The sequence below is a fragment of the Carnobacterium sp. FSL W8-0810 genome (assembly GCF_038007125.1).
GTDB classification, from domain to species: domain Bacteria; phylum Bacillota; class Bacilli; order Lactobacillales; family Carnobacteriaceae; genus Carnobacterium_B; species Carnobacterium_B inhibens.
The window spans coordinates 1826751-1851945 of sequence record NZ_JBBOWO010000001.1 but is presented as its reverse complement, the minus strand read 5'-3'; the positions used below and the strand labels follow the sequence as shown (position 1 = coordinate 1851945).

At 32.0% G+C, this 25195-nt stretch carries 26 protein-coding genes and 2 pseudogenes; 22 read left to right on the top strand and 6 right to left on the bottom strand.

What is annotated here, in order from left to right; genetic code table 11:
* Window positions 1-112: 112 nt before the first annotated feature.
* Window positions 113-604: a hypothetical protein gene (locus NST49_RS09005; RefSeq protein WP_251166015.1), complete on the top strand. Its 492-nt coding sequence runs from the start codon at window positions 113-115 to the stop codon at window positions 602-604.
* Between the two features lie 650 nt (window positions 605-1254).
* On the top strand, window positions 1255-1611 hold the full coding sequence (locus tag NST49_RS09000; protein WP_034536672.1) for an MmcQ/YjbR family DNA-binding protein: 357 nt from the start codon (window positions 1255-1257) through the stop codon (window positions 1609-1611).
* A gap of 144 nt (window positions 1612-1755) precedes the next feature.
* Here the strand turns inward: NST49_RS09000 and NST49_RS08995 are convergent.
* Window positions 1756-1902: pseudogene (locus NST49_RS08995) on the bottom strand (Txe/YoeB family addiction module toxin); the annotation flags it as partial.
* A 359-nt stretch (window positions 1903-2261) separates the two neighbouring features.
* Here NST49_RS08995 and NST49_RS08990 point away from each other — a divergent pair.
* Window positions 2262-3944: pseudogene (locus tag NST49_RS08990) on the top strand (IS1182 family transposase); the annotation flags it as partial.
* A 374-nt stretch (window positions 3945-4318) separates the two neighbouring features.
* Here NST49_RS08990 and NST49_RS08985 read toward each other — a convergent pair.
* Window positions 4319-5212, bottom strand: coding sequence for a LysR family transcriptional regulator (locus tag NST49_RS08985; RefSeq protein WP_251166014.1), 894 nt, complete (start codon window positions 5210-5212; stop codon window positions 4319-4321).
* 440 nt (window positions 5213-5652) lie between these two features.
* Here NST49_RS08985 and NST49_RS08980 point away from each other — a divergent pair, with 440 nt between their 5' ends.
* The gene (locus tag NST49_RS08980; RefSeq protein WP_251166013.1) at window positions 5653-6771 is read left to right on the top strand and encodes a lactate oxidase; all 1119 of its coding nucleotides are present in this window, start codon (window positions 5653-5655) and stop codon (window positions 6769-6771) included.
* Between the two features lie 156 nt (window positions 6772-6927).
* Window positions 6928-8475, top strand: a complete 1548-nt coding sequence (locus tag NST49_RS08975) for an L-lactate permease (RefSeq protein ID WP_251166012.1) — start codon at window positions 6928-6930, stop codon at window positions 8473-8475.
* 278 nt (window positions 8476-8753) lie between these two features.
* On the opposite strand, the gene NST49_RS08970 is transcribed toward NST49_RS08975, so the two are convergent.
* The 3 genes from NST49_RS08970 to NST49_RS08960 all read right to left on the bottom strand — a co-directional run bounded on the left by NST49_RS08970 (window position 8754) and on the right by NST49_RS08960 (window position 10266).
* A complete protein-coding gene (locus NST49_RS08970; protein ID WP_341048180.1) occupies window positions 8754-8951 on the bottom strand; it encodes a hypothetical protein in 198 nt (65 codons plus the stop codon).
* A gap of 165 nt (window positions 8952-9116) precedes the next feature.
* A complete protein-coding gene (locus tag NST49_RS08965) occupies window positions 9117-9941 on the bottom strand; it encodes a hypothetical protein (protein WP_251166011.1) in 825 nt (274 codons plus the stop codon).
* On the bottom strand, window positions 9934-10266 hold the full coding sequence (locus NST49_RS08960) for a PadR family transcriptional regulator (RefSeq protein WP_251166010.1): 333 nt from the start codon (window positions 10264-10266) through the stop codon (window positions 9934-9936). The genes NST49_RS08965 and NST49_RS08960 overlap by 8 nt, the downstream gene beginning before the upstream one ends.
* 290 nt (window positions 10267-10556) lie before the next feature.
* On the opposite strand from NST49_RS08960, the gene NST49_RS08955 reads away from it, so the two are divergent.
* The 17 genes from NST49_RS08955 (at window position 10557) to NST49_RS08875 (ending at window position 23846) form a co-directional block, all read left to right on the top strand.
* The gene (locus NST49_RS08955) at window positions 10557-10760 is read left to right on the top strand and encodes a helix-turn-helix transcriptional regulator (RefSeq protein WP_341048176.1); all 204 of its coding nucleotides are present in this window, start codon (window positions 10557-10559) and stop codon (window positions 10758-10760) included.
* A gap of 3 nt (window positions 10761-10763) precedes the next feature.
* Window positions 10764-11231, top strand: a complete 468-nt coding sequence (locus tag NST49_RS08950; protein WP_341048174.1) for a hypothetical protein — start codon at window positions 10764-10766, stop codon at window positions 11229-11231.
* A 181-nt stretch (window positions 11232-11412) separates the two neighbouring features.
* The gene (locus tag NST49_RS08945; RefSeq protein WP_445662732.1) at window positions 11413-11544 is read left to right on the top strand and encodes a helix-turn-helix domain-containing protein; all 132 of its coding nucleotides are present in this window, start codon (window positions 11413-11415) and stop codon (window positions 11542-11544) included.
* Between the two features lie 59 nt (window positions 11545-11603).
* A complete protein-coding gene (locus tag NST49_RS08940; protein WP_341048172.1) occupies window positions 11604-12026 on the top strand; it encodes a hypothetical protein in 423 nt (140 codons plus the stop codon).
* Window positions 12027-12223: 197 nt separating this feature from the next.
* On the top strand, window positions 12224-12544 hold the full coding sequence (locus NST49_RS08935; protein ID WP_341048171.1) for a hypothetical protein: 321 nt from the start codon (window positions 12224-12226) through the stop codon (window positions 12542-12544).
* 100 nt (window positions 12545-12644) lie between these two features.
* On the top strand, window positions 12645-12992 hold the full coding sequence (locus NST49_RS08930) for a DUF4288 domain-containing protein (protein ID WP_251166006.1): 348 nt from the start codon (window positions 12645-12647) through the stop codon (window positions 12990-12992).
* A 758-nt stretch (window positions 12993-13750) separates the two neighbouring features.
* On the top strand, window positions 13751-14245 hold the full coding sequence (locus NST49_RS08925; protein ID WP_041556326.1) for an RNA polymerase sigma factor: 495 nt from the start codon (window positions 13751-13753) through the stop codon (window positions 14243-14245).
* The gene (locus NST49_RS08920; protein ID WP_341048162.1) at window positions 14242-14790 is read left to right on the top strand and encodes a zf-HC2 domain-containing protein; all 549 of its coding nucleotides are present in this window, start codon (window positions 14242-14244) and stop codon (window positions 14788-14790) included. The genes NST49_RS08925 and NST49_RS08920 overlap by 4 nt, the downstream gene beginning before the upstream one ends.
* A gap of 2 nt (window positions 14791-14792) precedes the next feature.
* Window positions 14793-15476, top strand: coding sequence for a YfjL-like protein (locus NST49_RS08915; RefSeq protein WP_251166004.1), 684 nt, complete (start codon window positions 14793-14795; stop codon window positions 15474-15476).
* Between the two features lie 1014 nt (window positions 15477-16490).
* The gene (locus NST49_RS08910; protein ID WP_341048160.1) at window positions 16491-17234 is read left to right on the top strand and encodes a DUF975 family protein; all 744 of its coding nucleotides are present in this window, start codon (window positions 16491-16493) and stop codon (window positions 17232-17234) included.
* Window positions 17235-18057: 823 nt separating this feature from the next.
* Window positions 18058-18339, top strand: coding sequence for a DUF2089 family protein (locus NST49_RS08905; RefSeq protein ID WP_341048158.1), 282 nt, complete (start codon window positions 18058-18060; stop codon window positions 18337-18339).
* A 2-nt stretch (window positions 18340-18341) separates the two neighbouring features.
* A complete protein-coding gene (locus tag NST49_RS08900) occupies window positions 18342-18641 on the top strand; it encodes a hypothetical protein (protein ID WP_023177955.1) in 300 nt (99 codons plus the stop codon).
* 200 nt (window positions 18642-18841) lie between these two features.
* Window positions 18842-19744, top strand: coding sequence for an ABC transporter ATP-binding protein (locus NST49_RS08895; RefSeq protein ID WP_251166002.1), 903 nt, complete (start codon window positions 18842-18844; stop codon window positions 19742-19744).
* 13 nt (window positions 19745-19757) lie between these two features.
* Entirely contained in the window at window positions 19758-20747 is a 990-nt protein-coding gene (locus tag NST49_RS08890) for an ABC transporter permease (protein ID WP_023177958.1), read from the top strand.
* A gap of 451 nt (window positions 20748-21198) precedes the next feature.
* Entirely contained in the window at window positions 21199-21387 is a 189-nt protein-coding gene (locus NST49_RS08885; protein ID WP_023177962.1) for a hypothetical protein, read from the top strand.
* A gap of 253 nt (window positions 21388-21640) precedes the next feature.
* Window positions 21641-21952 (top strand): hypothetical protein, encoded by a 312-nt coding sequence (locus NST49_RS08880; protein WP_023177964.1) that lies wholly within the window; start codon window positions 21641-21643, stop codon window positions 21950-21952.
* Between the two features lie 286 nt (window positions 21953-22238).
* Entirely contained in the window at window positions 22239-23846 is a 1608-nt protein-coding gene (locus NST49_RS08875; protein ID WP_341048152.1) for a Mur ligase family protein, read from the top strand.
* A 137-nt stretch (window positions 23847-23983) separates the two neighbouring features.
* Here the strand turns inward: NST49_RS08875 and NST49_RS08870 are convergent, their stop codons facing one another.
* Window positions 23984-25195: a putative glycoside hydrolase gene (locus tag NST49_RS08870; RefSeq protein ID WP_341048150.1), complete on the bottom strand. Its 1212-nt coding sequence runs from the start codon at window positions 25193-25195 to the stop codon at window positions 23984-23986.

Sequence of the window (25195 nt, the reverse complement as noted above, 5' to 3'; positions counted from 1 at the left end):
TGAAAGTCTATTTAGATCCTGATTCGCTGTTCGCAATTTTAACTAAAAAAGACGATGACATACAAAATACTCTTTTAAAAGAGTGAAATCTTAATTCATGGGAGGTTTTAAAATGAAAACTAGAAAGAGTTTAATTATTTTTTTTATAGGATGTGCAGTAGGATGTATTTTTTACTTAATTGGCAATAATAACACCATATCCAATAACCCATCAGAAGCTAGTGATAACCCTAACAGCATCTCAACAGGAACTTTCTCTGTTAGTGAAGCAAGTAACTCACTTGAAACAGATATAAATTCCGAATTAGATAATACCGCGGATAGTAATACTGAAGTAAACAGCTCATCAGTTAATCCAACAGAATCCACTAGTATATCAGAATTTAGTGATACAACTACTAGTTCTATAGAAAATAAAAGAAAAGATCTTCAACCGAATTGGAAAATTTTTTTTGAAAAAGAACTTAAAGAATCTTACAATGTTACGGTTAAGAAGTATGAAGATCTAGGAGACGGATTGTATGGTGTTTATGTAAATGAAATTGATACTGGCAAGATGCCTTATGTTACAGTGGATTCTCAAACTGGTAATTTTCATGGATAAAAAAGTTACACCAACTGCTGAATAGGGTAGTTGCTTTTGGTTTAAAGATTGACATATATAAAATTAAAATTTAAGGCTTGTTTTTTTTCTTGGGTTATTCCTGTTTTTAATATTATACGACGTAAGAAAAGAGGAATTAATAATTCAATCATAGCATTATTAAGTATGGGAGCTTGTATAATTGCTGTATGATTTCAAATTTCTTATACTAATTATTTAGTTAAAATAAACGATTGGTCTGCACTTATGGATACAACAAATGCTTTAACTTGGGTCGCAGCCATACTTATTTTCGTAACGATTATTTTGAATATCATAAGCTTAACTTTAAATAAAACTGTATAATTAACTTAATTCTCTTAGTTTGAATAATGTACCTATAGCAGAAACAGTAGCTTTTCAGGTTATCAAACTACTTATAAAAGTGCATAATAGATAAAAAATAATCTTGATTTAGCAAGGTTATTAATACACGTTTTTAGATAGAACCGTGTGTTGCTTTAGTAATTACTTTTTTAAGATATACTGGTTAGTATAGAGATTATTTGTGCAGAGGTTGATTGGTTTTTCTATGTTAAAATTTATTGAATACTTTTCCATTTTGTCAAACTGAGATATAGTACATAATTAAATTTGTGGGAGGTAATTGTATGGTCAATCGTTCAGATGTTTTAAGATATGCAGAAGAAATCTATAAAACTATTTCAGAGCATTTGTGGGATAAATATCCAAGTTATGAAGTGTTACGACATAAGCATAATGAAAAATGGTATGCGATTATCATGAATGTGCCTAAAAATAAAGTTGGCTTAGAAGGCGATGAAGTTATTGATATATTAGACATAAAGTGTGAACCTGAAATGGTTGCGCCTTTGTCATCACGAGAAGGATTTTCCCGTGCATACCATATGAATAAGGAACACTGGTTAACGGTTATTTTAAACGGAACTGTTTCGGATGAAGAAATATATAGTTTGATTGGTACAAGTTATAAAATGACAAAATAACCACTTAACTTCGTAAAAGCAATATAAGAAAGCGACACATGCAATTTCATAAAGTTCTGTATTAAGGACCATTTTTGACCAGAGCTTTTTGTCTCATTATTTTAGATAAAAAAGATAGAAACTTACTTTGAAAAAAATAAGTTTCTATCTGTCATCATGTGTCCAAGCAGACCACATGATGACTTTTTTTGCGTCAGTATCAGCAGAGTAAACTACCCGATGCTGGATATTTAAACGGCGTGAATACTTATCTTTTAAATTTCCAACTAACTTATCATAAGACGGTGGATTTTGAAAAGGTTTTTTTTATTACTTCCATTAATCTTTAAATTCGTGATCTAAATAATTCTCTTTTAAATGTCACAGGTCTTTTGTAGTTGATCTTGGCTAAGGTTTACGATCGACATAAGTTATACCTTCTTTTAATTCCGTTTATTAAAACGTACTTATTTAGGTACGTCAAAATTTTGTAAATACACTGAATTGCTTAAAACGTGTATCGGGGCTGGGAAAAAACTCAGTCTCTGAATAAAGAAAATCCCCAACTCTTTCATTTTGAAGGAGTTGGGGATTTTTATCGTTTTAAAAGACACAGTGAGCCAAATACCTTATAATTTAAGTACGACCAAAAACCAAAGGAGTGACTCACCATGTATCAAAATTATAACACAATGGAAACGGCCTTAACACTACAATTGGATTTTACAATCCCGAATGATCATGAAGCCCGCCTCATTAGCCGTTTTGTCGATTCTATTCCTTCGGAATTTCTTCTTGAAGAGACGTCTCATACGGGACGCCCTGCCTTTCATCCCGCCATGCTTTTAAAGATGTGTTTGTTTGCCTATAGTCGCACAACCTTTTCTGGACGCAAAATGGAACGGATGAATGAAGAATCCATTCCTATGAAGTGGTTAACGGGCGATACTTCTGTTAGCTACAAGACAATCAACAACTTCCGTTCAAGCGAGCACGCATCAAAACTCATCAAGTATGCATTCATTCTTTTCACAACACTCTTAAGTGACAACGGCTTGATTCACGAAGACGCGCTCTATATCGATGGTACAAAGATACAAGCCGATGCAAATATTTATAGTTTCACTTGGAAGAAAGCAATCGAACGCTATGAAGCAAAACTCAATGCCAACGTTTCGGAATTGTATGATGAACTCATCCAGGCAAAAGTAAACCTCGCTTTATCGGAAGAGACATTAAAAACGTCGGAAGGCATTGAAGAAATAATCGTTTCCCTGGACAAAGAACTTGTGGCCGTTGAAGCTGCGATTACAGAAGAAAAAGTGATTCCCAAAGGTGGTTCGGAACAGAAGCGACGTCGTCGCATCCTCAAGAAACATCGGAATAAATGCGAAAAAGATTTCTTGCCGCGTAAGCAACGCTATGAAGAAGCAAACGCCACATTTGAAGGCCGCAACAGTTTCTCAAAAACAGATACAGACGCAACGTTCATGTGCATGAAAGAAGATCCGATGAAGAACCGTGAGTTAAAACCGGGTTATAATCTTCAAGTCGCATCGAGCAATCAGTTTGTCATTGCCTATGATATTTTTTCCAATCCGACGGATACACGCACGTTTATCCCTTTTTTAGAATCCATTCAAACGTTAGACTTATTTAAATACATCGCCGCAGACGCCGGTTATGGCAGTGAAGAAAATTACGAGGCGGTTATGGATACCTTTCAGAAAGTACCGCTCATCCCATACGGCATGTATCATAAAGAGAACAGTAAAGCCTATCGCTCGAATCCTAAACACCGCGCCAACTGGGATTATGACGAGATTGAAGATGCTTATACGGATTTAGACGACGTCCGTTTTAGTTTCTCACATTATAGTACGCAAAATGATAAGAATGGTTTCCGCAGACAATTTAAAGTATACAAGGCTGATGTGGAACAACTGGACGAGACACGCAAGCAACTAGCCAAGACACCGAAAGGTGCCCAACGCCAGACAGCGGTCAACTATAACTGGGAATACTTCAAGCAGCATGCAAAAGAGAACCTTGAAAGCGATCGTGGCAAAGCCATCTACGCACAACGAAAAGTTGACGTAGAAACTGTTTTTGGTCGTATGAAAGGTGTATTTGGCATGCGCAGAACCCATGTCAGAGGCAAGCAAGCCGTTCACAATGACATCGGGATCATGCTTATGAGCATGAATCTTACAAAACTAGCCCTTGAGGCTAGAAGAAAAGCGGATGCTTTTTACAAAAAATCAGTCAAAAATAAAAATCGCAATGAAACAATCAGAATTTTGATTATTTCATTACGATTTTTTTATTTGAGGCTAGTTTTTTCCCAGCCCCTTTATTCTAACGGTTATTTAAATTATATACAAAAGCCAAATAAAAATTATAATCATTTTTTATTTATGGTTACTATTGGTTTTAACATTACCACTGTACTAAAAATCAATGTTCAAAATCAATACGTAGTAATTTTTTGTTAGGAATTATTTCCAATTTTTTGGTGAGAAAATAGTAAAAAGTTCCTTTCTATATTTTTTAAAAGATTCTAAGGAAAATATTTTTAAATTAATTATATTAACAGTAGTTATATTCTTTTCAGGAAATTTTATTTCTGATAATAAACGTGATAGCGTTCATAAAATAGACTACTATGTGAATAGCTAAAATACTTGTGCAAAAATTAAGTAGAACTTTTTGCTACATAAATTTAAATTCAACGATTATTGAAGGTCTTAGCGATTTCAATCATTACTTCATTAAATTCCTTTTGGAAATAGGTGATGTTGTTGTGGTCCTTATTCACGATGAGGCTAATGTAAAAGCGCGGCGCATTTTCAATGGGAACTCTGACTAGCCGTGGGCGATCATCTACTAAAATATCGCTCATAAAAGCAACCATGTTAGTGGAAGAAGCAATGGACAATGCTGTTTGGATTTCTTTGGTATAAAGAGTTTGTGGCTGTTTAATTTGGTTGTCTTTAGTCCACTCCTCAAAAATACGTTGGTGGGTGTAACCTTGTGCTAAGGAGATAAAAAGCTCATCTTGAAGCTCCGATGCCATGATAATGCTTTTTTGGGCTAAGGGATTGTCAGGTGATACCCAAAGCGCTATTTCTTCTGTTCGCAAAGGAATTTGCAATAAATTTTCTGCTGAAAAAGTAGGGCAGTCGCTTCCAATAATGGCCAATGGAACTTGACCTTTACATACCAAATCCAACATCGCATCGGAACTTTCTTTTTCAATGAGCTTCATAGAGGCCGAAAACTTTGTTAAGCGTGGCATTAATTGTGCCATAAAATGGCCGCCAATGGTTGGCAAGAAGCCAAAGTATACGACTTGATTTTTTAAATCATGAATTTCTTCTTTAACTTGTTCGACTGTTTGTAAAATATGAGTTGAATGCTTAACTAAAATTTCACCGGTTTCTGTCAAACGTAATTGTTTGTGAAGTCTTTTTCTATCTATTAATACCGTTTCAAGTTCCTTTTCAAGGCGTTGTAAAGCCATCGAAATGGAAGGCTGAGAGACGTAAAAATGTTCTGCTGTTGCAGTAAAGTTCAAGGTTTCAGCCAATTGATTAAAGTAAACTAAATCTTGTAGGTTCATCGTGTCCTCCTGTAGGCTTTTGTGAATTTAATAACATAAGTAAAACGTATACTAAACTATCTTTCCATAAATATTATTTATCATACCATAAAAAAACGATATTTTCTAAGTGTAAAGGAACGTGATAAAGTAATACATGTACCGAAGCACTGAAGCGCTTCCAAAATAATTGTGAAAGGTGTGACATTTTTAAAGTGATTAAACAGTTTAAAAAGTATTCAACATTGGATGACTTAGTTGCTCAAGAGACGCTTTAGGAAGCTCCTCTCATAAATTAAAATGGGGGGATAATCAAGTCGCTATGTCTAGATTACTCTTTAGTAATGGCGAATTGTAGCTAAAATTATAGTTCCGTTAATTGTAATGATCGCCAAATAGCTGTTTTAAACTTAGGTATAAAATTTTTAAACTCATTATATAAAAAGGATGGTTGACAATTTATGGAAATTGAACAAACGATTAAATACGATGCACCAACAGTAGAGCAAGAAATCGAAGTAGTAAGCACTTACCGACTTGAAGACAGAGCTCGTGAAGTCGTTCCAGCTGGCGGATTTGATTATATGTCAGGTGCTTCAGGAGATGAATTCACATTAAAACAAAATAATGAAGCTTGGTCACACAAAGGGATTCTGCCTCGTGTATTAGCTGATGTAGAAAATCCGGATACATCGACTTCTATTTTAGGACATGACATTAAAGTACCTTTTATTATGGCGCCTATTGCAGCTCATGGGTTAGCTCATGAAACAAAAGAAGCAGGAACAGCTAAAGGAATCGCTGAATTTGGCGGTACGATTATGTCTATCAGTGCTTATTCAGGAGCTACATTTGAAGAAATCGAAGATGGCTTGAAAGGCAATCCTCGTTGGTTCCAAATTTATATGAGTAAAGATGATGAAATGAATAGAAATATTCTTGATGAAGCTAAATCTGATGGTGCGACAGCGATCATCTTAACAGCAGACTCAACGTTAAGTGGTAATCGTGAGAAGGATATGCTGAATAAATTTGTTTACCCATTCGGTATGCCAATTGTCTCTCGTTACTTGACTGGATCAGGAAAGAATATGTCTTTGAACAATATCTATGCTCAATCCAAACAAAAAATCACACCAAGAGATGTGAAGTTCATTTCAGATTACTCTGGCTTGCCAGTATTTGTTAAAGGAATTCAAACGCCTGAAGATGCTTCATTAGCGATTGGTGCAGGAGCAGCTGGTATTTGGGTATCCAACCATGGTGGGCGTCAATTAGATGGTGCACCTGGTTCATTTGATACTTTGGAAAGCATTTCTAAAGTTGTTGCTGGTCGCGTTCCAATCGTATTTGACAGTGGTATTCGTCGTGGAGAACACATCTTCAAAGCTTTAGCAAGCGGTGCAGATATCGTGGCTGTAGGTCGTCCAGTATTATACGGATTAGCTTTAGGCGGATGGAAAGGCGTTAAATCTGTTTTAGATTACTTCGAAACAGACCTGAAACGTGTTATGCAATTAGCTGGAACCCAAACGATTGAAGACGTTAAAAATGCTCGTTTGTTTGATATGAAAAAATAAATTTATGTGAATTTGAGGGAGCGGTGCAGACTAAACGGCACCGCTACATATTAAGTGGAGCAGAGGATTTATGGAAGATGAAAAAAATGCACTTATACAAAAGAATCAACTCTGAAACTCACTTAATAAAAAACGGATAATGGAAGGAAAAAAATTATGATATTACAGACATTACTTGCAGTACTGCCTATTGCATGGTTGATCATCTCACTTGGCGTATTAAAGATGCCAGGTACAAAAGCCTGCTTGATCGGACTGCTTCTTACACTTGGAATCAGCATCGTTGGTTTTGATTTCCCAATCATAGATGCATTTACAGCAACATTAGAAGGCGTTATTAATGGCATTTGGCCAATCGTTTATATTATTGTAGCCGCTTTATTTACGTATAATTTAGCTACTTATTCTGGAAGTATGAAAATTATCAACCAAATGTTGACAGGAGTCTCCAAAGATATGCGAGTATTAGTTTTACTGATTGCTTGGGGATTTGGTGGGTTTTTGGAATCAATTGCTGGATTCGGCACGGCAGTTGCAATCCCGGCTGGAATTTTAGCTTCATTAGGTGTAAGCCCAGTTATGGCAGCTGTTATTTGTTTGATTGCGAATACTACTCCAACAGCATTTGGAGCAATAGGATTGCCTGTGACATCATTAGCTCAAGCAGGAGGGCTAGAGGTTATGCAAACATCTTATATAGTCTCATTGCAGTTATTTTTGCTTATTCTAATCGTTCCTTTTATTTTAATTATGCTATCAGGCGAAAGTATAAAAGCATTAAAAGGTGTTACTCTCATTACTCTACTATCAGGGCTTGCATTTGGTTTGCCTCAGATTTTTGTGGCTCGCTACATTGGCCCTGAGTTGCCGGCTGTTATTGGTTCTTTAATTTGTATTTTGGTCACAGTCTTGGCGGCCCGTTTTGTAAAAACGTCAGAAAATTCTCCTTACTTGATCAAAGATAATAATCACGTAGGGAAGTCATCAATTACCTTCTCGGTAGCCTTTAGGGCTTGTCTGCCTTATATTTTTGTTTTTCTATTTATCATTTTATCTTCATCTTTATTCCCGGCCATCAGTGGTACATTGGGTAAAGTACAGTCTTCATTTGTAATCTATTCTGGAGAAGGTGCAAAACCTTATGTGATCAAGTGGTTGACTACTCCAGGGACATTGATTATCTTAGCTACTTATTTAGGTGGATTGATTCAAGGAGTTTCCTTTGGCAAAGTTACTGGTATATTGTGGAGTACGATCAAACAGCTTAAAAATACCGCTGTGACTGTGAGCGCAATTGTAGCCCTTTCTAAATTAATGGGATATAGTGGTATGATCAGTGTGCTATCAACCTCGCTTGTTACATTTACAGGATCTTTATTCCCATTGATATCTCCTCTAATTGGAGCCGTTGGTACATTTATTACGGGTAGCGATACGAATGCTAACGTTCTCTTTGGATCGTTGCAAGTTAATGCTGCTCAATCGTTAGGTGCGAATGAATATTGGTTAGCTTCAGCTAATATGGCAGGAGCAACAGCCGGTAAGATGATTTCTCCTCAAAGTATAGCTGTAGCAACTGCAGCTACAGGTTTGATTGGACAAGAAGGTGCAATCACTAAAAAAGTATTTAAATACTTTGCCTTGTATTTAGGTGTTATTTGTTTGATTGTATTCTTCTTAGGCAAACTGTTAGGTATGATTTAATTTTAAAATCAGGGAGTACTCTTATAAAAAATTTTTAAAATCAAGCTGTTATACATTTTAGAGATGTATAACAGCTTGATTTTTTGTTCTTTCTCAATATATGATGATGTAAGCAATAGTAATCGCGGTAAAGATGTGTTTTTCATCCCTCAAGACTCACAATGAGAAGGCTGATTAATATTATTTCTTACTCTTCTTGGAAAAAAGGAAAAAAGTTATCCGGATTTACAAAGAATTTTTACTTTTAGACGATCATTTTACTATTTCCTTGGACGAATTTATTTTTTTTTCAGGAATAAATTTTTCCATGAATAGAAAAACAATAGAATACCTGTCAACATATTTAAGTTGAAAATGTTGTCTTCAAATAAAACGGCAAATAAAATATTTAAAAAAATAATGATAATACTGCATAAAAAAGTAATGAAATATAGCACAGAATCTTTCTGGTATTCTTTTCCAAATATTCTCATCATTTCAATCCTCCTATTTTTGTATCTTATTTCTGAATCATCAAAAAACAGTGTGTGACGAATAACTTTATAAAAAACACATTTAATTAGATTTTTATTGAAAACAATACATATTTTTATCTTTTCTTAAAATTAGTGATTTACAGTTATTTAAAAATAATTAGAAAATTATTTATTTACCTGTTTACTAGTTAAAAAAATGAATGCGTATTGAAGGAGAAGTAAGATCCCTAAAATAATACCTATACCTATTTTACCTTCTTTTGAACTTAATAATTCTGAAAAAACGCCTATTCTAGTAAGAATTCCTAAAATAGCAGAGGTAACTATAATTGGAAGAAAAGGTGCCCATAATTTTTTATCTTTTTCTTTATAAAACAGATAAAGTACTATTGCAGATATAAGAATGATGGTAGCTATGCCTAAATTTCCACTAAGATTTACTTTTAATGGTGTAGAGACTAAAAAACTAAGATAAAATCCAAATGAGACTCCTAACCCAACTAATAAAAGTAAAACTAGTTTAGATAGTTTGTCTTTAAATCGATATAAGCTAATCCCTAAAAGCCATAGAGCAAAAATAGCCATAACAGTCAAATAGGATCCGTGTATTAATAAGCTTCCAATATCCAAGCCTTCATCTGGAAAAATAAGTTCAGGTAAAATACTAAGAATAATATAAATTGCTAAAGCAGTTAGGACTATTTTTACAGTATCTAAAAGATTAATAGGCAGCTGTTTAATAATGTCGTCAGCAACTTCTTTTGGATTTTCTCCAAAATATTCTTCTGCGGAAAGACCTTGTTCCTGGGCATCTAAAATATCTCTTAAAACTTCTAATAATAATTCTTCACTTTTTTTCACATCTCTGAAAAAAACCATTATTCTAATATAAATAAGTAAGTTTCCATAGTATTTGTCGTTTTCTTTTGTCAACGATTTTTGTAATACAGCATTTGTCTCAATCAATTCATTTTTTTCCAACTCATTCACTTCCTTCTACTAGATTATCAACACTTTTTTTCAACTTATTCCATTGCAATGTAAATTCATTTTTTTCTGTTAGTCCTTTTTCAGTAAGAGAATAATATTTTCTTTTTGGCCCTGTATCAGAGTCTCTCAACGTCCCTTTAATTAATTCTTTTTTTTCCAGTGAGAGCAAAAGAGGATAGATCGTTCCTTTAGGAATATCAGTAAAACCAAACTGTGTAAGCTTTTCGCTCAGTTTATAACCGTATAATTCTTCTTGGTAAAGTAAAAGCAAAATACTACCTGATAAAATTCCTTTCAACATTTGAGAGTTTATTTTATTGTCCATGCTATCCCACCTCTATTATGTTTTACAAGTTAGTTATACCAAATACAAACTAGCTTGTAAAGCATAATAGTTATTTTTATACATATTTTATTTTGATATGAGATAAAAAAACAGCCCAATAATTTAAATTAATAGGTTGTTATTAATACATGAAGTTACATAAAATCATATATCAAGCACCTAAGAAGATTCTATAATGGATTCATATACATCGAAAAGAGTAGTTGACTACACATTTTAAGTGAAGTATATTAAGAATATAGATTGTAAGTAACGTAAGGAGGCTTATTTTGGCAACAATTATAAATAAAGTGAAAGAAAAAAGAAAAGAACAACATTTAACACAGAAAGATCTTGCAAATAAAGTAGGAGTCACAAGAAAAACAATATTATCATTGGAAAAAGGAAGTTATATCCCATCATTACTACTTGCCATGGATTTAGCAAGTGCATTAAATATTAAAATTGATCAATTATTTTTTAAAGGAGAATAACGAATGAAAAAAATTATATTTGAAGCTATTGGAAATTTAATATTCGTCTTATTATTCGCTGCTGTAATTATTGAAGTTTTCGTAACGAATGTTAAATACACAACTGATGGGATCCAGTTTACAACAGGCACTATTTCAAGCATATTTTTGATCTACTTGATTGTTTTTCTAATTAGTAGATTGGTACTTAGCAAAAAAGATAAAAGTTATTCATTGAAGCAAGGTGAGTTTAGTGCTGCTGATGAAAGAGAGAAAAATAATGCTTATTTTGCAAGTATCGTCTCTTATAAGTCTACGATTATTAGTTTATTTATTGCTTTAGGTATTTTTGTATTTATAAATAATCTCCTTAATCCACCGTTTGATATTGAACTAAATTTATTTGTTTCAGGAGTAGTATTATTTACACTTGTAATTTGTATAGGTTTTCTTTCATATGCAATTGCTTGGGTTTTTCAAGATACAAGATGATTATAAATTCACTTAGTTTAAAATCTATTTTTAGAAATATTAATATATGAAATTCTATAAAGTTATGTATCTAGAATCTCGTTAAATTATGGCTTTTTTTTCATAAATATGTTGCTTTTATTTTCAAATATGTAAAGGTATCTTTACTTTAATTGGGAGGTTCAATTAATGAAGGTAATTAATTATATTCGAGAAATCAGACAAAAAAAGGGTAACTCAAATAAAAATGGCTGAGGATTTACAAATTACGAGCCAAACTATAAATGCAATTGAAAAGAGCCAGTATAAGCCTAGTCCAGAATTAGCGCTATAATTAATAGCCTATTTTGATATGCCAATCAAAGAACAATTTATTTTAAAGGAGGATAACAAATGAGTTTAAAAGACAGAAAATCGGTTGATAAACTAATAACAAAGTGGAGTACTTATTTTATTATCAGCTCTACACTTATAGGTTCAATTTTAGGTTCGTTTCTTATTTACTACTTTCAAGGCGAATTTCCATATGAAGTGCTTAATGGTGGTCTAATAGCAACTATCATTTTGACAGTAGTTGAAGTGATTAAACAGAAACGAAAAAAAAATAATTTACCTGAAGTAGATGAACGAGTGATTAGAAATATTTTTCGTTTTTTTACATACTTATCCCATATTTTTTTAGGCCTCTTATTTATAACTTTAGGAATATTCACACTTCTAGGTATTGAATCTATTTCAATTTTTTATTTATGGTTATTTTTCATATCCTATATTTGGATTTCCGGGATAGGTTCTTTTATTATTATGAGAAAGTAATAACATATAGTAAAAATAAATTTTTAACTGATAAAAAAGAATGTTTATTATTTTTGCATATACATAAAATGTTATAAAATCCTGTATCAGGAATCCTATTTCTATAGGGTTCTTTTTTTATATTGATTATCAATACATGATTATATGGTATAGTAAAAAAAATTAGGTATTCAAATTAAAATTATGGGGGATTTAATTTGAAGGAAAAAACAAAAGAAATTTTACTAACAATTGTAACAATTATTTTGGCTATTTTTTTAACCTTTCTCACTCAAAATCAGTTACCTATGCTAGATTTTTTAACTTTAGGGAATAGTTTAGTTCGTTGGGGATACTTTTTAATCTTCTATGTAATTTACTTTTACGTCGTATCTAAAATTATTTTTTTGTTAAAAGTAAGAGGGGGTATCATAATGAGTTGTAACATCCAAGTATTATCTGATGAGTCTAATTGGACTGCAGATCAAATAATCTCTAAAAAGGAAGTATTAGAAGAGGATTTCCTAGTGAATATTTAGGGAAAACGTTAAAATAAATTGATAAGGAAGCAAAGAAAGGAAATATTAGTGCTATAAAGCTAAAAAATTACTACAAGCTACAAGATGGTAGATTTAAAAAATGATTGGTAAATTTTCTATAAATATTTTATTACAGTCATTTGTTCAAACTGATGACACACCTAGAGAAAGTTTTGAAAATAAAATAGTTCTATACGATTTAGAAGAAGAAATTAGTGATAGCGGTCTAAAAGAGCTTATTTATAAAAGTAATTATGAACCAGCATACAAAGCTGCAGATGAGGCAGTCGTGTATTGGCAAGTAGTAAAAATTATTGATCTCTTTGAGATTGATTCAGAAATTACATTTACAAATAATACTGAAGTTTATAGTCGTTTTTTCATTGATCAAGGATCTAAAAAAGAAATTTTAAATAAATTTTTTTCAGATTATATATGGGAAGATTAAAAAATATGAGTGCAAGAGTGACTACTCTTACACTCATATTTTACTAATAACTTTATTTGCTAGTTTTATTGGTATTTCAATAGAGTATCTAGTAAATAAAGACTTCATTGGTATAGGACTATATGGCTCTCTAGGGATTGCTTTAATTGAAATGTTAAGAGTCAGAAGAAAAAAATAATTATTTTTTAATTGTTATTTATAGGAAATACTAATGTAAAATAAATTGACAAAAGAGATAAGCGTCTAAATAATGGCTATATAAATTTTTACTAGTTAAGAAGTGGTATCATTGAAATATATTTTTATAATTATCTGGATTTTCTTAGTTAGTTATATCGGGGATGTATCTAGCCTAAACCAAGAAATATATTATTTTATTATCACAAGAATTTTTAAATTTAGTGGAGCGTTTTTTATACCATATGTTTTTGAAAATAAGAATAACCATTAGGAACTGACTATCAGTTAGTTCTTAAAATAGCATTTTTATCCCAGTATACATAATCTAATCCCGAATTATCAGAAGCTGTTTAAACACGAAGAAAGAGAACTTTGGTACTAGACCGAAGTTCTCTTTTTTACTAAATTAAGGGCGTTTCTTATTAACCTTTGATTGGGGTTCATAAGACATTCTTAAAATTCTAGTTAAGAAAAAAATATGGAATGATAGATAAAAGATAAATTATTTTTAAAAAATTTGTAACGAAGTAGTCAGTCAAGGTATTAATACTATGAACAGCAAGAAAGAGAGGGCAGTTATGAATAGGCTTGAGGAAGAATACGAAAAGATCTATCCAAAAATATATGCGTTTTTCTATGCTAAGACAGGAAATCAGGCGACTGCTCAAGATCTTTGCCAGGACACCTTTTATGAGGCGTGTAAAAATATAACATCTTTTAATAGTCATTCCACCTTATCGACATGGATATTTTCAATTGCCATTAATTTGTTGAAAAAGTATTACCGCAAAAATAAGTATCAGCAAAGCTTAATGCAAAAACTCGCACTAATTCCAGAAACTGAAATTCATTCATTAGAAGGATTGACGGAAATCAATGAAGATACAAAAATACTTTTGCACCATATTTCAAAATTGGATGACGTTGCAAGAGAAATCGTATTGTTGCGTATATATGGAGAGCTGAGTTTTTTAGAGATCGGCGCATTGATCGGTAAATCAGAAAACTACGCGCGTGTGACATTTCATCGCTTGAAATTAAAAATTCAAAAATTAATGGAGGTGACATTATGAACAAGGATTGTGCAATTTTGCAAGATCTTTTACCATTATACGAAGAAAAATTATTGCATCCAGAGACGGAAGATTTTATCGAAGAGCATTTGAAAAGTTGTAAAGAATGCCGCCATATCGCAAAAAATTCCCATATCCCTCTTCCTGCTGAAGTGAAGCCAGGTGAGCCTTCCAAAAAGATGATTCAAAAAATAACCTTACGGTTGACGACGATACAAATATTCTTTGTAACAATTGCGTTTGTATTAGCGCTCGGTACAACAGTTATGAATAATAGCTCAGGATTTATCTTGTCCTATACTATTTTAGGGGCAGTAACCTATCTGTTTTACCGTTCGGCCCTCGTTGCTGTATTACTTGCTGTCGTGCCGACATTCATCTGGAATTGCCTGATATATATGACACATTCGTTGGGTAAATTCTATACTGAAAGTTTTTCGGATGGAGTTCTGATAGTCCTGGTATCACTGTCCATGTATCTAGTGTTTACAATCATCGGAGTCTTCATCGGTTATTGTATTCTTAAAATAAAGGAGGAAAATTAATCATGAAAAAGAAAATAATATACAGTGTGGTGGCAATCTCATTAATTGCTATCGTAGGGTTCGCCTATATACAAATGAGCGGAAATCCAATTGAGAAAAACAAATCAAAGGAGAGCCTAGAGGAGTTTTTAGAACAGACGTATCCGGACATGGACTATGAGATTAAGCGGTCGGCAGATTATGGATGGGTTGATGACACTTTTCGGTTTAATGTAGTGGCAAAGGATTCGATAGGAGTTGAAACCACCTATCCATTCGATGTCTCCGCTTTCGAACCGTATGAAATCCTTGGCGATACGATCCACGTATCCAACATAGACAAAGAGGCGTCAAATAAATTAAATCAAGAGGCAGAGCAGTATATCCTAGCGCTTCTTCAGGAAAAAGTTCCAGAAATCGATGGAGTCTCAACAGATGTAGAGGTTTATGGCAATGTTGCCGAGGAATGGACACCACAATTGCAAACACCGAAGCCCATTCTCATTATGGCTGAAGTAGAAAAAGGTGATTTGACAAAAGAGCAAATGTTGGAACAAAGTAAGGCAATCCAACAACAATTGAATGATGAATCCATTGATTATTATCTAACGGAAATAGGATATCACAGCATTGTTGAAGGTGAAGAAATTTATGCTTATATTAGCTTTACGCCAGAACAAAAACTAACGCTAAAGGATGTCAATTAATAGAAAAGAATAAAATCTCTTAGTTAAACGGCATCTTGAAATAAGATAATTACCTACTCAACATAAAAAAAACATTATATAAGCTAGAGACGTAAATGTACTTATTTGAAGTTTTCGACACACCAGTGAGAAAATCGTGGAACGCTATAGTGAAGTACTATTGGATTTTAGATTTGAAATTCAATAGTAAAATCCATTATCTACTAGATAATATTTAGGGAGAAACTAAGGAAATTAATAGTACGTTGAAAAAGAAAAGAATTAACTTTAACGCAAGAACAAGTTTCCAAAAAATAGCTGTTTCTCAAAAGCCAATTTCAAATTGGGAGGAATAGAAAACATTTCCTGATATTTATAGTTTAATTAGATTAGCTCAATAATAGGACTTATCTTTTGATCATTTATTATTGGAGGAATCAGCTATTGGTGAAGATCGACTTTATTTTTAGCAATGTATGGTTCTCTAACATTTGGGGGCTTTATTTACATATTAATAATCAATACTGTTTTTAATGAACAGGTTATAATTGTACATGTTATACTTGGACTGATTATTTTTAGTGCATCTTATTTCTTTGATAAATACTCAAAGTCAACAAACCATAACTATCTTTTTAATATATTAGTTGCTATTAGTATAAGTGCGTAACTACCGGTGTTATGGAGTTGGATTCGTGGACAGTTATTTCGGATTTGTAAAATTCCCACTTAAATATGGCTATAAAATATTGGTTTACCTAGTAGCAACCACTGGTTGCTACTAGGTAAACCAATAAGTTCTTTTAAAGAGTGAGTAATAAATAGATAATAAGGTAACGCTTAAAAGGAGGATATAATCTAGTTTGAGAAACTACTATTAATCGATTGAATAAAATATAAAAGAGATAAGACGAAGGGTTATTCTTGGTTGCTATTCATAGTAAATAATTAAATCCTTCAAGAAAATATCTTATACCTAGTGCAGTTTAAATAAGAGGCTGTAGTTAAAACAAGTAGTGAGAGGAATGATTTTTTTTGGAAAGATACAAAAGTAGAAAAGAATTAAAAACAGAAGCAAAAGAGTTATTACGTGGTAACTGGAAAGAAGCTATTTTATTAAATGCTATACCAGTAATCTTAACGATAATAGGGGTGGTAATTACTTTAATCTCCTTTTTTATTATTCAACAAAGAACAGATACGTTTTACGATATAGGAATTAACTATAATAGTTACGAAACATCATATACTGAAGATCTTTGGTCTACGATTATTGGTGTCATTTCTACTCTTCTTACTGTGGGTATTTCGTATACTTTCTTAGATTGGTTAAGAAATCCAGCAATGCGTATTGAACCATTTAAACAAGCTTTTCAAGCATTTACCAGAAAATACTTTTTAGGTACGTTACTTATTTATATTTTCACAGGTTTTTTTGTCTTCTTATGGACAATTCTTCTTGTCGTACCAGGAATGATAAAAGCAATTTCTTACTCTCAAGCCTATTTCATTTATAAAGATCGTAAAACACTATCTGAAAATGGAAAAGTATCTTCTCTCGATTGCATAACAGAAAGCAGAAAAATGATGAAGGGATACAAATGGGAATACTTTATACTACAGTTAAGCTTTATAGGATGGGGAATTTTAAGTATTCTATCTTTAGGAATCGGATTTTTATGGTTAAATCCATACGCAAATGCTACGTATGCAGCATTTTATGATAATTTAACTGAAAATAGTACTTTTGATGAATCAGTTGAAAATTTACTAGTTTAACTGACTAAGAGTATGTAGTTATGAAAATCTTTATAATTTGGTATTTGAGTAGCTTTTTTAGGTAGTTCAGCAAATGAAATTTATGTTTAACATTAAGTAATAAAGGGCTAAAAAAGGAGAATACTTATGTACTTAATTTCTGGAACTTTATTTTTCATAACGTCATTTTTTATTTTTATATTTAATTATGTATCGTATAACGATAAATTAAATGGGTTTATTTCATTTTTAGCTTTTATTTCTTTAATTATGGGTGTGGTTTTTTACTATATTCAGTACTCTGAAAATAATACCAAAAAATAGAAAAGTCTCTGCATTAATGGTATGGTAAAAGATACCAAAGTTTAGATATAATTATGATTAAACAAAATTGAGCTCCTATAATTAGGTGCTCAATTTTTTTTGAATAATTCTCACTGCCTATTCGTTATATTCTTAGCAGAAATATATTGATATAAATATAATCAATTTATGCTTTAGTTATATTTTTAACTATGTTAATATATAATTGAATTATGTTTAATAAATGGCATTTTTGTATACGATTAATATTCGGTTAGTTTACTTGGGAAAAGAGTTTATTAGAGAACTTATCTTATCATTGGGTTCGTTAAAAAATCATCAGATTGTATGATGTTAGTTATTTAATAGTAAGAATAAAATTAAATGGAGAAATTAAAAAATTAAATTATATTCTGAATAAGAAAATAATTTATTTGCTAGCTCAAGTATGCAAATAGTTATCGAAGATAAGTCAGTTTAAATGCTGCAAATGAAATTATATAGATTCATGTATTGAAACAATGTTAAAGGAGGTTTTTTTATGGAAAGTAATCCATGGTTTGATTACTTAGAAAACGAAGAAAAAGAATTCATTAGGCAGCTTATATTAGCTTCTGGTTCGTTAAAAGAATTAGCAAAAGTTTATGATGTCAGTTATCCAACAGTAAGACTTAGATTAGATCGAGTAATCAATAAAGTTAAGTTGTATTCTGATCAAGAAAATAATCCTTTTATTAGCTCAGTTATGCAAATGGTTATCGAAGATAAAATCAGCTTAGATAGTGCTAATGAAATTATAAACAACTATAAGAAAGAGGTGTAAGTATGGATTGGGTATATATTAGTAGTTTTGTTACTTTAGTAATGTTAGGGTGTTTCCAATACTATTTTGGGTATAGAGATTATAAAAAATTAGGATGGGTTCTTCCTTTAATTTTTATGGGCCTTGTTATTTATTTTATAATAAAAGGAACAATGGAGTTTTCTGTAAGAGATATTTTAATGCCTTTTTCGGTCTTATTTATGCTTGCTGGCGTGTGGAGTAATGGCTATGAAAGAAAACAAAAGAAAATAAATAAAGAACTAGATAAAATGAAAGCAAAAGATCAGCAAAGTATACAGTAGTGGCAGATACATGAAATTAGTTTGTTTAAGGTATCAATAGGTTAAATAATAGTGGCAACTAGTGGTTGCTACTATGTAAACCAATAAGTTCTTTCAAATAATGACTAAGCATTAGATAATAATGTAACACTTATTAAGAGGAAAATCTTTAATCCTGAAGAACGATAACTAGTCAATTAATAAACTATAAAGGAGATACTATGGAATTTAATGTGGAAATAAATCATTTAAATAAAACAATCGGTAAAAAAAAGATTATTAAGGATTTATCTCTTAATATAAAAAAAGGAGAAGTATTTGGACTTCTTGGACCTAATGGAGCAGGAAAAACGACGACTATAAGAATGATCGTTGGCCTTATTGAAATAACTGCTGGCAGCGTAAAAATCTGTGGTCATGATGTGAAAACTAATCATAAAGAGGCATTGGAAAATGTAGGTGCAATTGTAGAAAACCCTGAAATGTATCCTTTTTTATCAGGTTTAGAAAATTTAAAATATTTTAGCAGAATGCATAAAGATATTTCAACTGAAAAAATAGAGGAAATAGTTAAGTTTGTAAATTTAGAAGGCAGGATAAAGGATAAAGTTAAGACGTATTCTTTAGGAATGAGACAACGATTAGGTATTGCTCAATCTTTATTAAACAATCCAAAAGTTTTAATATTGGATGAGCCAACTAACGGGTTGGACCCAGCAGGTATAAAAGAGTTGAGACAATATATTCAAACGTTAGCTCATGAAAAAGGAGTTACGGTAATTGTATCGAGTCATTTGCTCAGTGAAATAGAGTTAATGTGCGATCGAGTAGCAATTATTAAAGAAGGTGAGTTAATAGCTATTGAAAATTTAAAAGAAAAAACGAGCCATAGAAATTACCAACTCAAGGTATCACCTAATGATAAAGCTCGAGAATTATTAGTAAAAGAATATCAAGTACATAGCCAAGTAACAAATGGATTACTTGAATTTCAATTGTCAGCACCAAATTTAGAAATGCCAGACATTGTTAAGTTATTTGTTGGAAATAATATAGCTATTTACAGTATTGAACCAAAAGAGAATTCGTTGGAAGATAAATTTATGAACCTGACAATGAAATAAAAGGGAGTAAAGTATGTTAAATCTAGTGATTAATGAATGGAATAAAGTTTTTATTAGAAAAAGTAACTACGTAACGTTGTTCATTATTTTAGGGACATCTGCCTTGTTAAGCCTAATGCCATTATTGTTTAATGATGAGTCAGCGTTTGAGGATATTTCGTATGGTAAGGACTGGCAAGATCAGGCAGCAAATCAAATTACTACCTTAGAGGAAGAAAATACCAAACTATTGACTAGTGAATCAAAGGTATCATTTGTCAATGAAATTACAGCCAGCGATAATCAAGATGAAATAGAACGATTAAACTATCACTTAAAAGAAGGCATTAAGCCACCAGCTAACAACAATCTTTATAAATCTTTAGTAGATACATCTGATTTGAATTTATTGGTAGGTATTTTTGTTACGATTATAGCAAGTGCTATGGTTTCGAAAGAATTTTCGATGGGGACGATAAAACTATTGCTTATACGGTCGTACTCTCGATCAAAAATATTAACTTCTAAGTATATTGCTACACTGCTAATAACCGTGACTTACTATATGAGTTTATACATAGGAACAATTGTAGTTGCACTGTTTACTTCGGAAATCAACTCGACTACTGAATATGTCTATCTATCATCAGATTGGACTTATATGCATTCTAATTTTTGGTTCTATTTTTTAGGAATACTAGCAAGTAATTTAATTTATCTCATTATCATTGCGACTATTGCTTTTTCTCTTTCGACGATTAGTAGAAATACATCATTATCTTTAGGTACAACATTAGGAATATTATTTTTAGGACCACTATTAACGCTCTATTTATCCTCAAAAACAGAGTTAGCAAAATATTTATTAATGGCTAATTGGAATTTAACAAACTATTTGCCCGGAAATAATCCTTCAATAGAAGGTATGACGTTTACGTTTTCTATGATAATAAATAGTCTTTATCTATTTTTATTGTTATTTGCAGCCTATTATTCATTTAACAAAAAAGATATATTGGCTTAGGTTTGATTATAAGAACTAATTTATCCTAGTGCGTCTCGTGCACTAGGATAAGATTCAAATAGACAATAACATTAGATAAATTAAATTGATTTCTAGATATTTAAGAGGGGGATTAAATATGAATCGAAGTTTTTCTAATTTTATAACAAGTTTTTTTGATAAAGCGACTCAACTTATGGCGTACCTTTTATTTTTGGTAATCATATATAAATATGCCTTTGTAAGTAACGATTCAATAATGATTATTACGTACAAAGAATTTTATATTATTGAATTTGTAAGCATTATATCCGCCATTTTGTTATCACTATCTAAAAAAGAAAAGAGTAATCTCTAAGCTTATTCTGGATACATAAACTTAGAGAAAGGTTAATTAAAAACGTACCAATGTTTCTATGGTAGATAATACATTTTCAATTGATAAGATCCAAATTAAAAGGAGGGCTCATAAATGGAAGTAAAGCTTACTGTTCAAACAATATTAAATTTTTTTGCGCTTGATTTAATTTTTAATCCTATCGTTAATTTTATCTTACCAATTAATGGTTTAGGAGTTTTTTTAAGTTTCATATATTGGGGTTTACTTTTGGGCCTGTCATATCTTCTATCTGTTTTTTTGAGAAAAGAAAAAAATACATAAAATTTAGTAAGAGTGTGTAGTTAGAATCCTGTCTTAATAAGAATCTTTTTAACTTTTTTTAAAGATTTTAAAGATGTATAGTTCTTTCAAAATAAATAGTATAATGATGAAAATATTTTCGAATTTAAGAGTATAGGAGAGGAAAAATGAAAAAAAAACACATGATTTACAGCTTGATTCTAGGTGTTATTATTGTTGGAATAATGTTCAACACCAACTTGATCTAACAAAGCCAGCAAGTCCAATCGATACATTGCGGGGTAATTTTGCAACTGAACCCGAGGAGTACAACGTATTATTTTCATTTGAAAGTGAAGATCATTCTTTTATTCAATACCATGAAAGTACATTAGTTGACGAGGGAACTTACGTAAAAATAAATGATAACGCTTATTTACTAAAAAGCGATTTGCAAGATACTTATTTTGTACTACAAGAGGATAATTCATTTTACTATTACGACACTATTCTATCTGAACCACGTTTTATAAAAATGATTTACGGGTCATCTGCAACTGTCTATTTTGACCAAACTTATTATGATAAAGACAGTTTAAATGATTAACAACTTGTGAAAAAAGTACAGAGACAACCGCTATAACTATTAAAAAACCTCTTACACAAAATGGTGTACAATTATGAAAAAGATCAATAATAGCAGATAACACTGTCTTCAAATAATGTATGAAATGTATTTAGTAGCATAAAAGGAAAGTGATTCATTCCCAGTGAGCAAATGATATGACATAAAACAGATAAGATAGTAAACTAACTATTAGTAATAGACTTATCTGTTCAAAAATATCACTTATCAGCTATTGCACAAAAACACTGGAGGAGTCACGATCATTATGAAACTAACTGACTTATTGAAATCGGTAGAGATCGACTCTAGCCGTCATAATCAGCTTGAAACAGCATTAGATAAAATCGAGATTAAAAAAATTACTTATCACTCAAAAGAAGTAAAGGCAGATACTTTATTTGTCTGTATTAAAGGACAACAAACAGATGGACATAACTACGCAAAACATGCTGTAAGTCAGGGTGCAACGGTTATTATCGTTGAACAATTTATTGAAGACCTAGATACACTTCAACTTAAAGTCTCAGATAGTCGTGAAACTTTGGCTGTTTTATCGAGTAATTTTTTTGATCATCCTTCTAAGTCTATGAGCCTATTCGGAGTAACTGCTACTAATGGGAAAACGACGATTACCTATATGACTGAAGAGATTTTCAAAGCTTATCAATTGAAATCTGGATTAATAGGAACTATTCTAGTTAAAATCGATAAAGAGATTGAAATGAGTCTATTAACTACTCCGGAATCTTATGATTTACAGCAATACTTTGCGAAGATGAGAGATCGTGAAATCACACATGTTTCTATGGAAGTTTCTTCTTCAGCACTGGAACTTAAACGCGTTTATAATACTGATTTTGATGTTGTAGCCTTTACGAATATCAGTCCAGAACATATCAAACTGCATGAATCATTTGATGCTTACTTTGATGCTAAAGCTTCTTTGATAAGAAAAGCATCTAAAATGAGTACAGCTGTTTTGAATCTTGATGAACCCTTGCTTATCCCTTTAGAAGAAGAGACAGAAGCTCAGGTCGTTACTTTTGGAATAGAAAATAAGACTGGTACGATCACCGCCTCAGATATTCGATTTTCGTCAGGCATCCCATCGTTTAAAGTGACGATTTGTAAACCCTTTAACACCTTGAGCGGAAAAAGAATTGAGACAACAAGTTTCGATTTAGAACTGTCGATTCCAGGCTATCATTCTATCTATAATGCAATTACAGCACTAGTTACTGGATTGGTCAATGATATACCGATTGAGGATGTCCAGCGCGGAATTAAAAATTTCCGAGGTGTAGAGAGGCGATTCCAGATACTCTATGATAAAGAATTTAAAGTGATAGACGATTTGTTATTGAATCAAAATAACATTGATTCATGTATGGAAACCATCAGTCATTTAGATTACAACGAGCTGCACCTTGTACATGCAATCAGAGGAAGCAATGGTCCAGCGCATAGTACAGAAATTGCGGAAACTTTAGCAAAATGGTTCCATAAAATGAAAGTTGCTGAGATTATTTTGACGACGGCGTCATCACATGTAGATAAAAAAGATGAAGTCACAGATGAAGAATTAGCCGCTTTCCTGAAAGTGATGAAACTAAATAAAATTGAAGTTACATTTTTTAAAGAACTTGAAGACGCATTGCGACTTAGCGTTGAAAAATTGAATGCAGAGGACATATTACTGATTTCAGGAGCGCATTCGATGGATCAAGGTGCAAGAAAGACACTAGAACTATTAAAAGAAATCCATCCTAACGTTGATTATGAAATGATTGATCAAGTGTTGGAGAATAAGCTGATTGGATTGAACTCTTTAAAAACAGCTGAAAAAATTAAAAATTTTAATTTAGGAGTTTAAAAACAATCGGTTGTATGTATAAAAAAATCAAAGAACCCTCTTTGTAATTAGAGAGGGTTCTTTGATTACATAGTGTTATTTTCTGATAAGACTTGTTTTTCCAGTTTGATTCAGTATTAAAATTTTTGCCTTATAGGCTATTCCATATTGTAATTTACGCCTGTTGTATAACTATTAGAAGCATCCCAAAGTAAAAATTCATTTACTCCAGCATCGTGCAACGCTCTTACTTGATCTTCAACTTGTGCTGCACCGTATTGTTGGTAATTTCCAGCCCCTAAGTATGAGGCGGTGAAATCTTGCAACCAAGGTCTTGATTTCGGAGGCGTTTCTAAACCTGAAAGTAATTTATTTTCTACTTTCATATACTCAGCGACTAATTTATAAGGTTCTAAGTCTGGCTTACTGATACCGAAGTAAGAGTTCCAATGACTTGGGTAGATCATAGAAGAAATAACATCAACATTTTCAGAGATTTTAGAGAAGTTTTGACCGATTCCGGGGGCTTCTGGAACAGTTGCTGAATACCCAAAGATATCAACAGAAACCTCTACATCATAAGCTTTTAGTTGTTCTCGGGCATAGGCTACAAAGTCACTAACTGCTGAAACTCGTTGTTGAACGTCATCAAGATCGCTTGTTTCGTAATCATCAAGAGTGTAATCTAACGATTTGCTTTCGTTCTCAAAACCTTCGGGGAAACGAACATAGTCAAATTGAATTTCTTTGAAGCCCATTTTTGCCGCTTGTTTAGCAACTTCTATATTGTAATCCCACACTTCTTTAGAAAAAGGATTAACAAACGCATCGCCATTTCCATTTTTCCAAACGGATCCGTCAGCTTTTTTAAAGGACAATTCAGGTCTAGCTTCAGCTAGTAAGGTATCTTTAAAGACCACCACACGGGCAATAGGGTAGATTTCATTTTCTTCAAGTTGTTTCATCATAGCAGTTGGATCAGTTACATAATCATTTGTGCTATCTTGGACGATCTTGTTTTCAGATTTCAAATCCATTGTCATATTTCCAACATCATCTTTGACATCGATAACCATTGAATTTAAACCACTAGAATTGACAAAATTAATCAGTTCTTTCATTTTATCTGTTCCGCCGGCTGAATAGGCTGTAACGTAAATACCTTTTACGCCATTTTCAGGATACTCAATATTAATTCCACTATCGTAAGTAAATTTTGAAGGGAATTCGGCTGGTGTACTTAGAATAGGTTCTGTATTGATCTCTAGTAAAGTTGGTTCAGGATTCTCTTCAGCTGATACAGCAAGAGGGGAGAAACCGATACATGCTGTTGCTAATAATCCTAGCCAGAATGCTGTTTTATTTTTCAT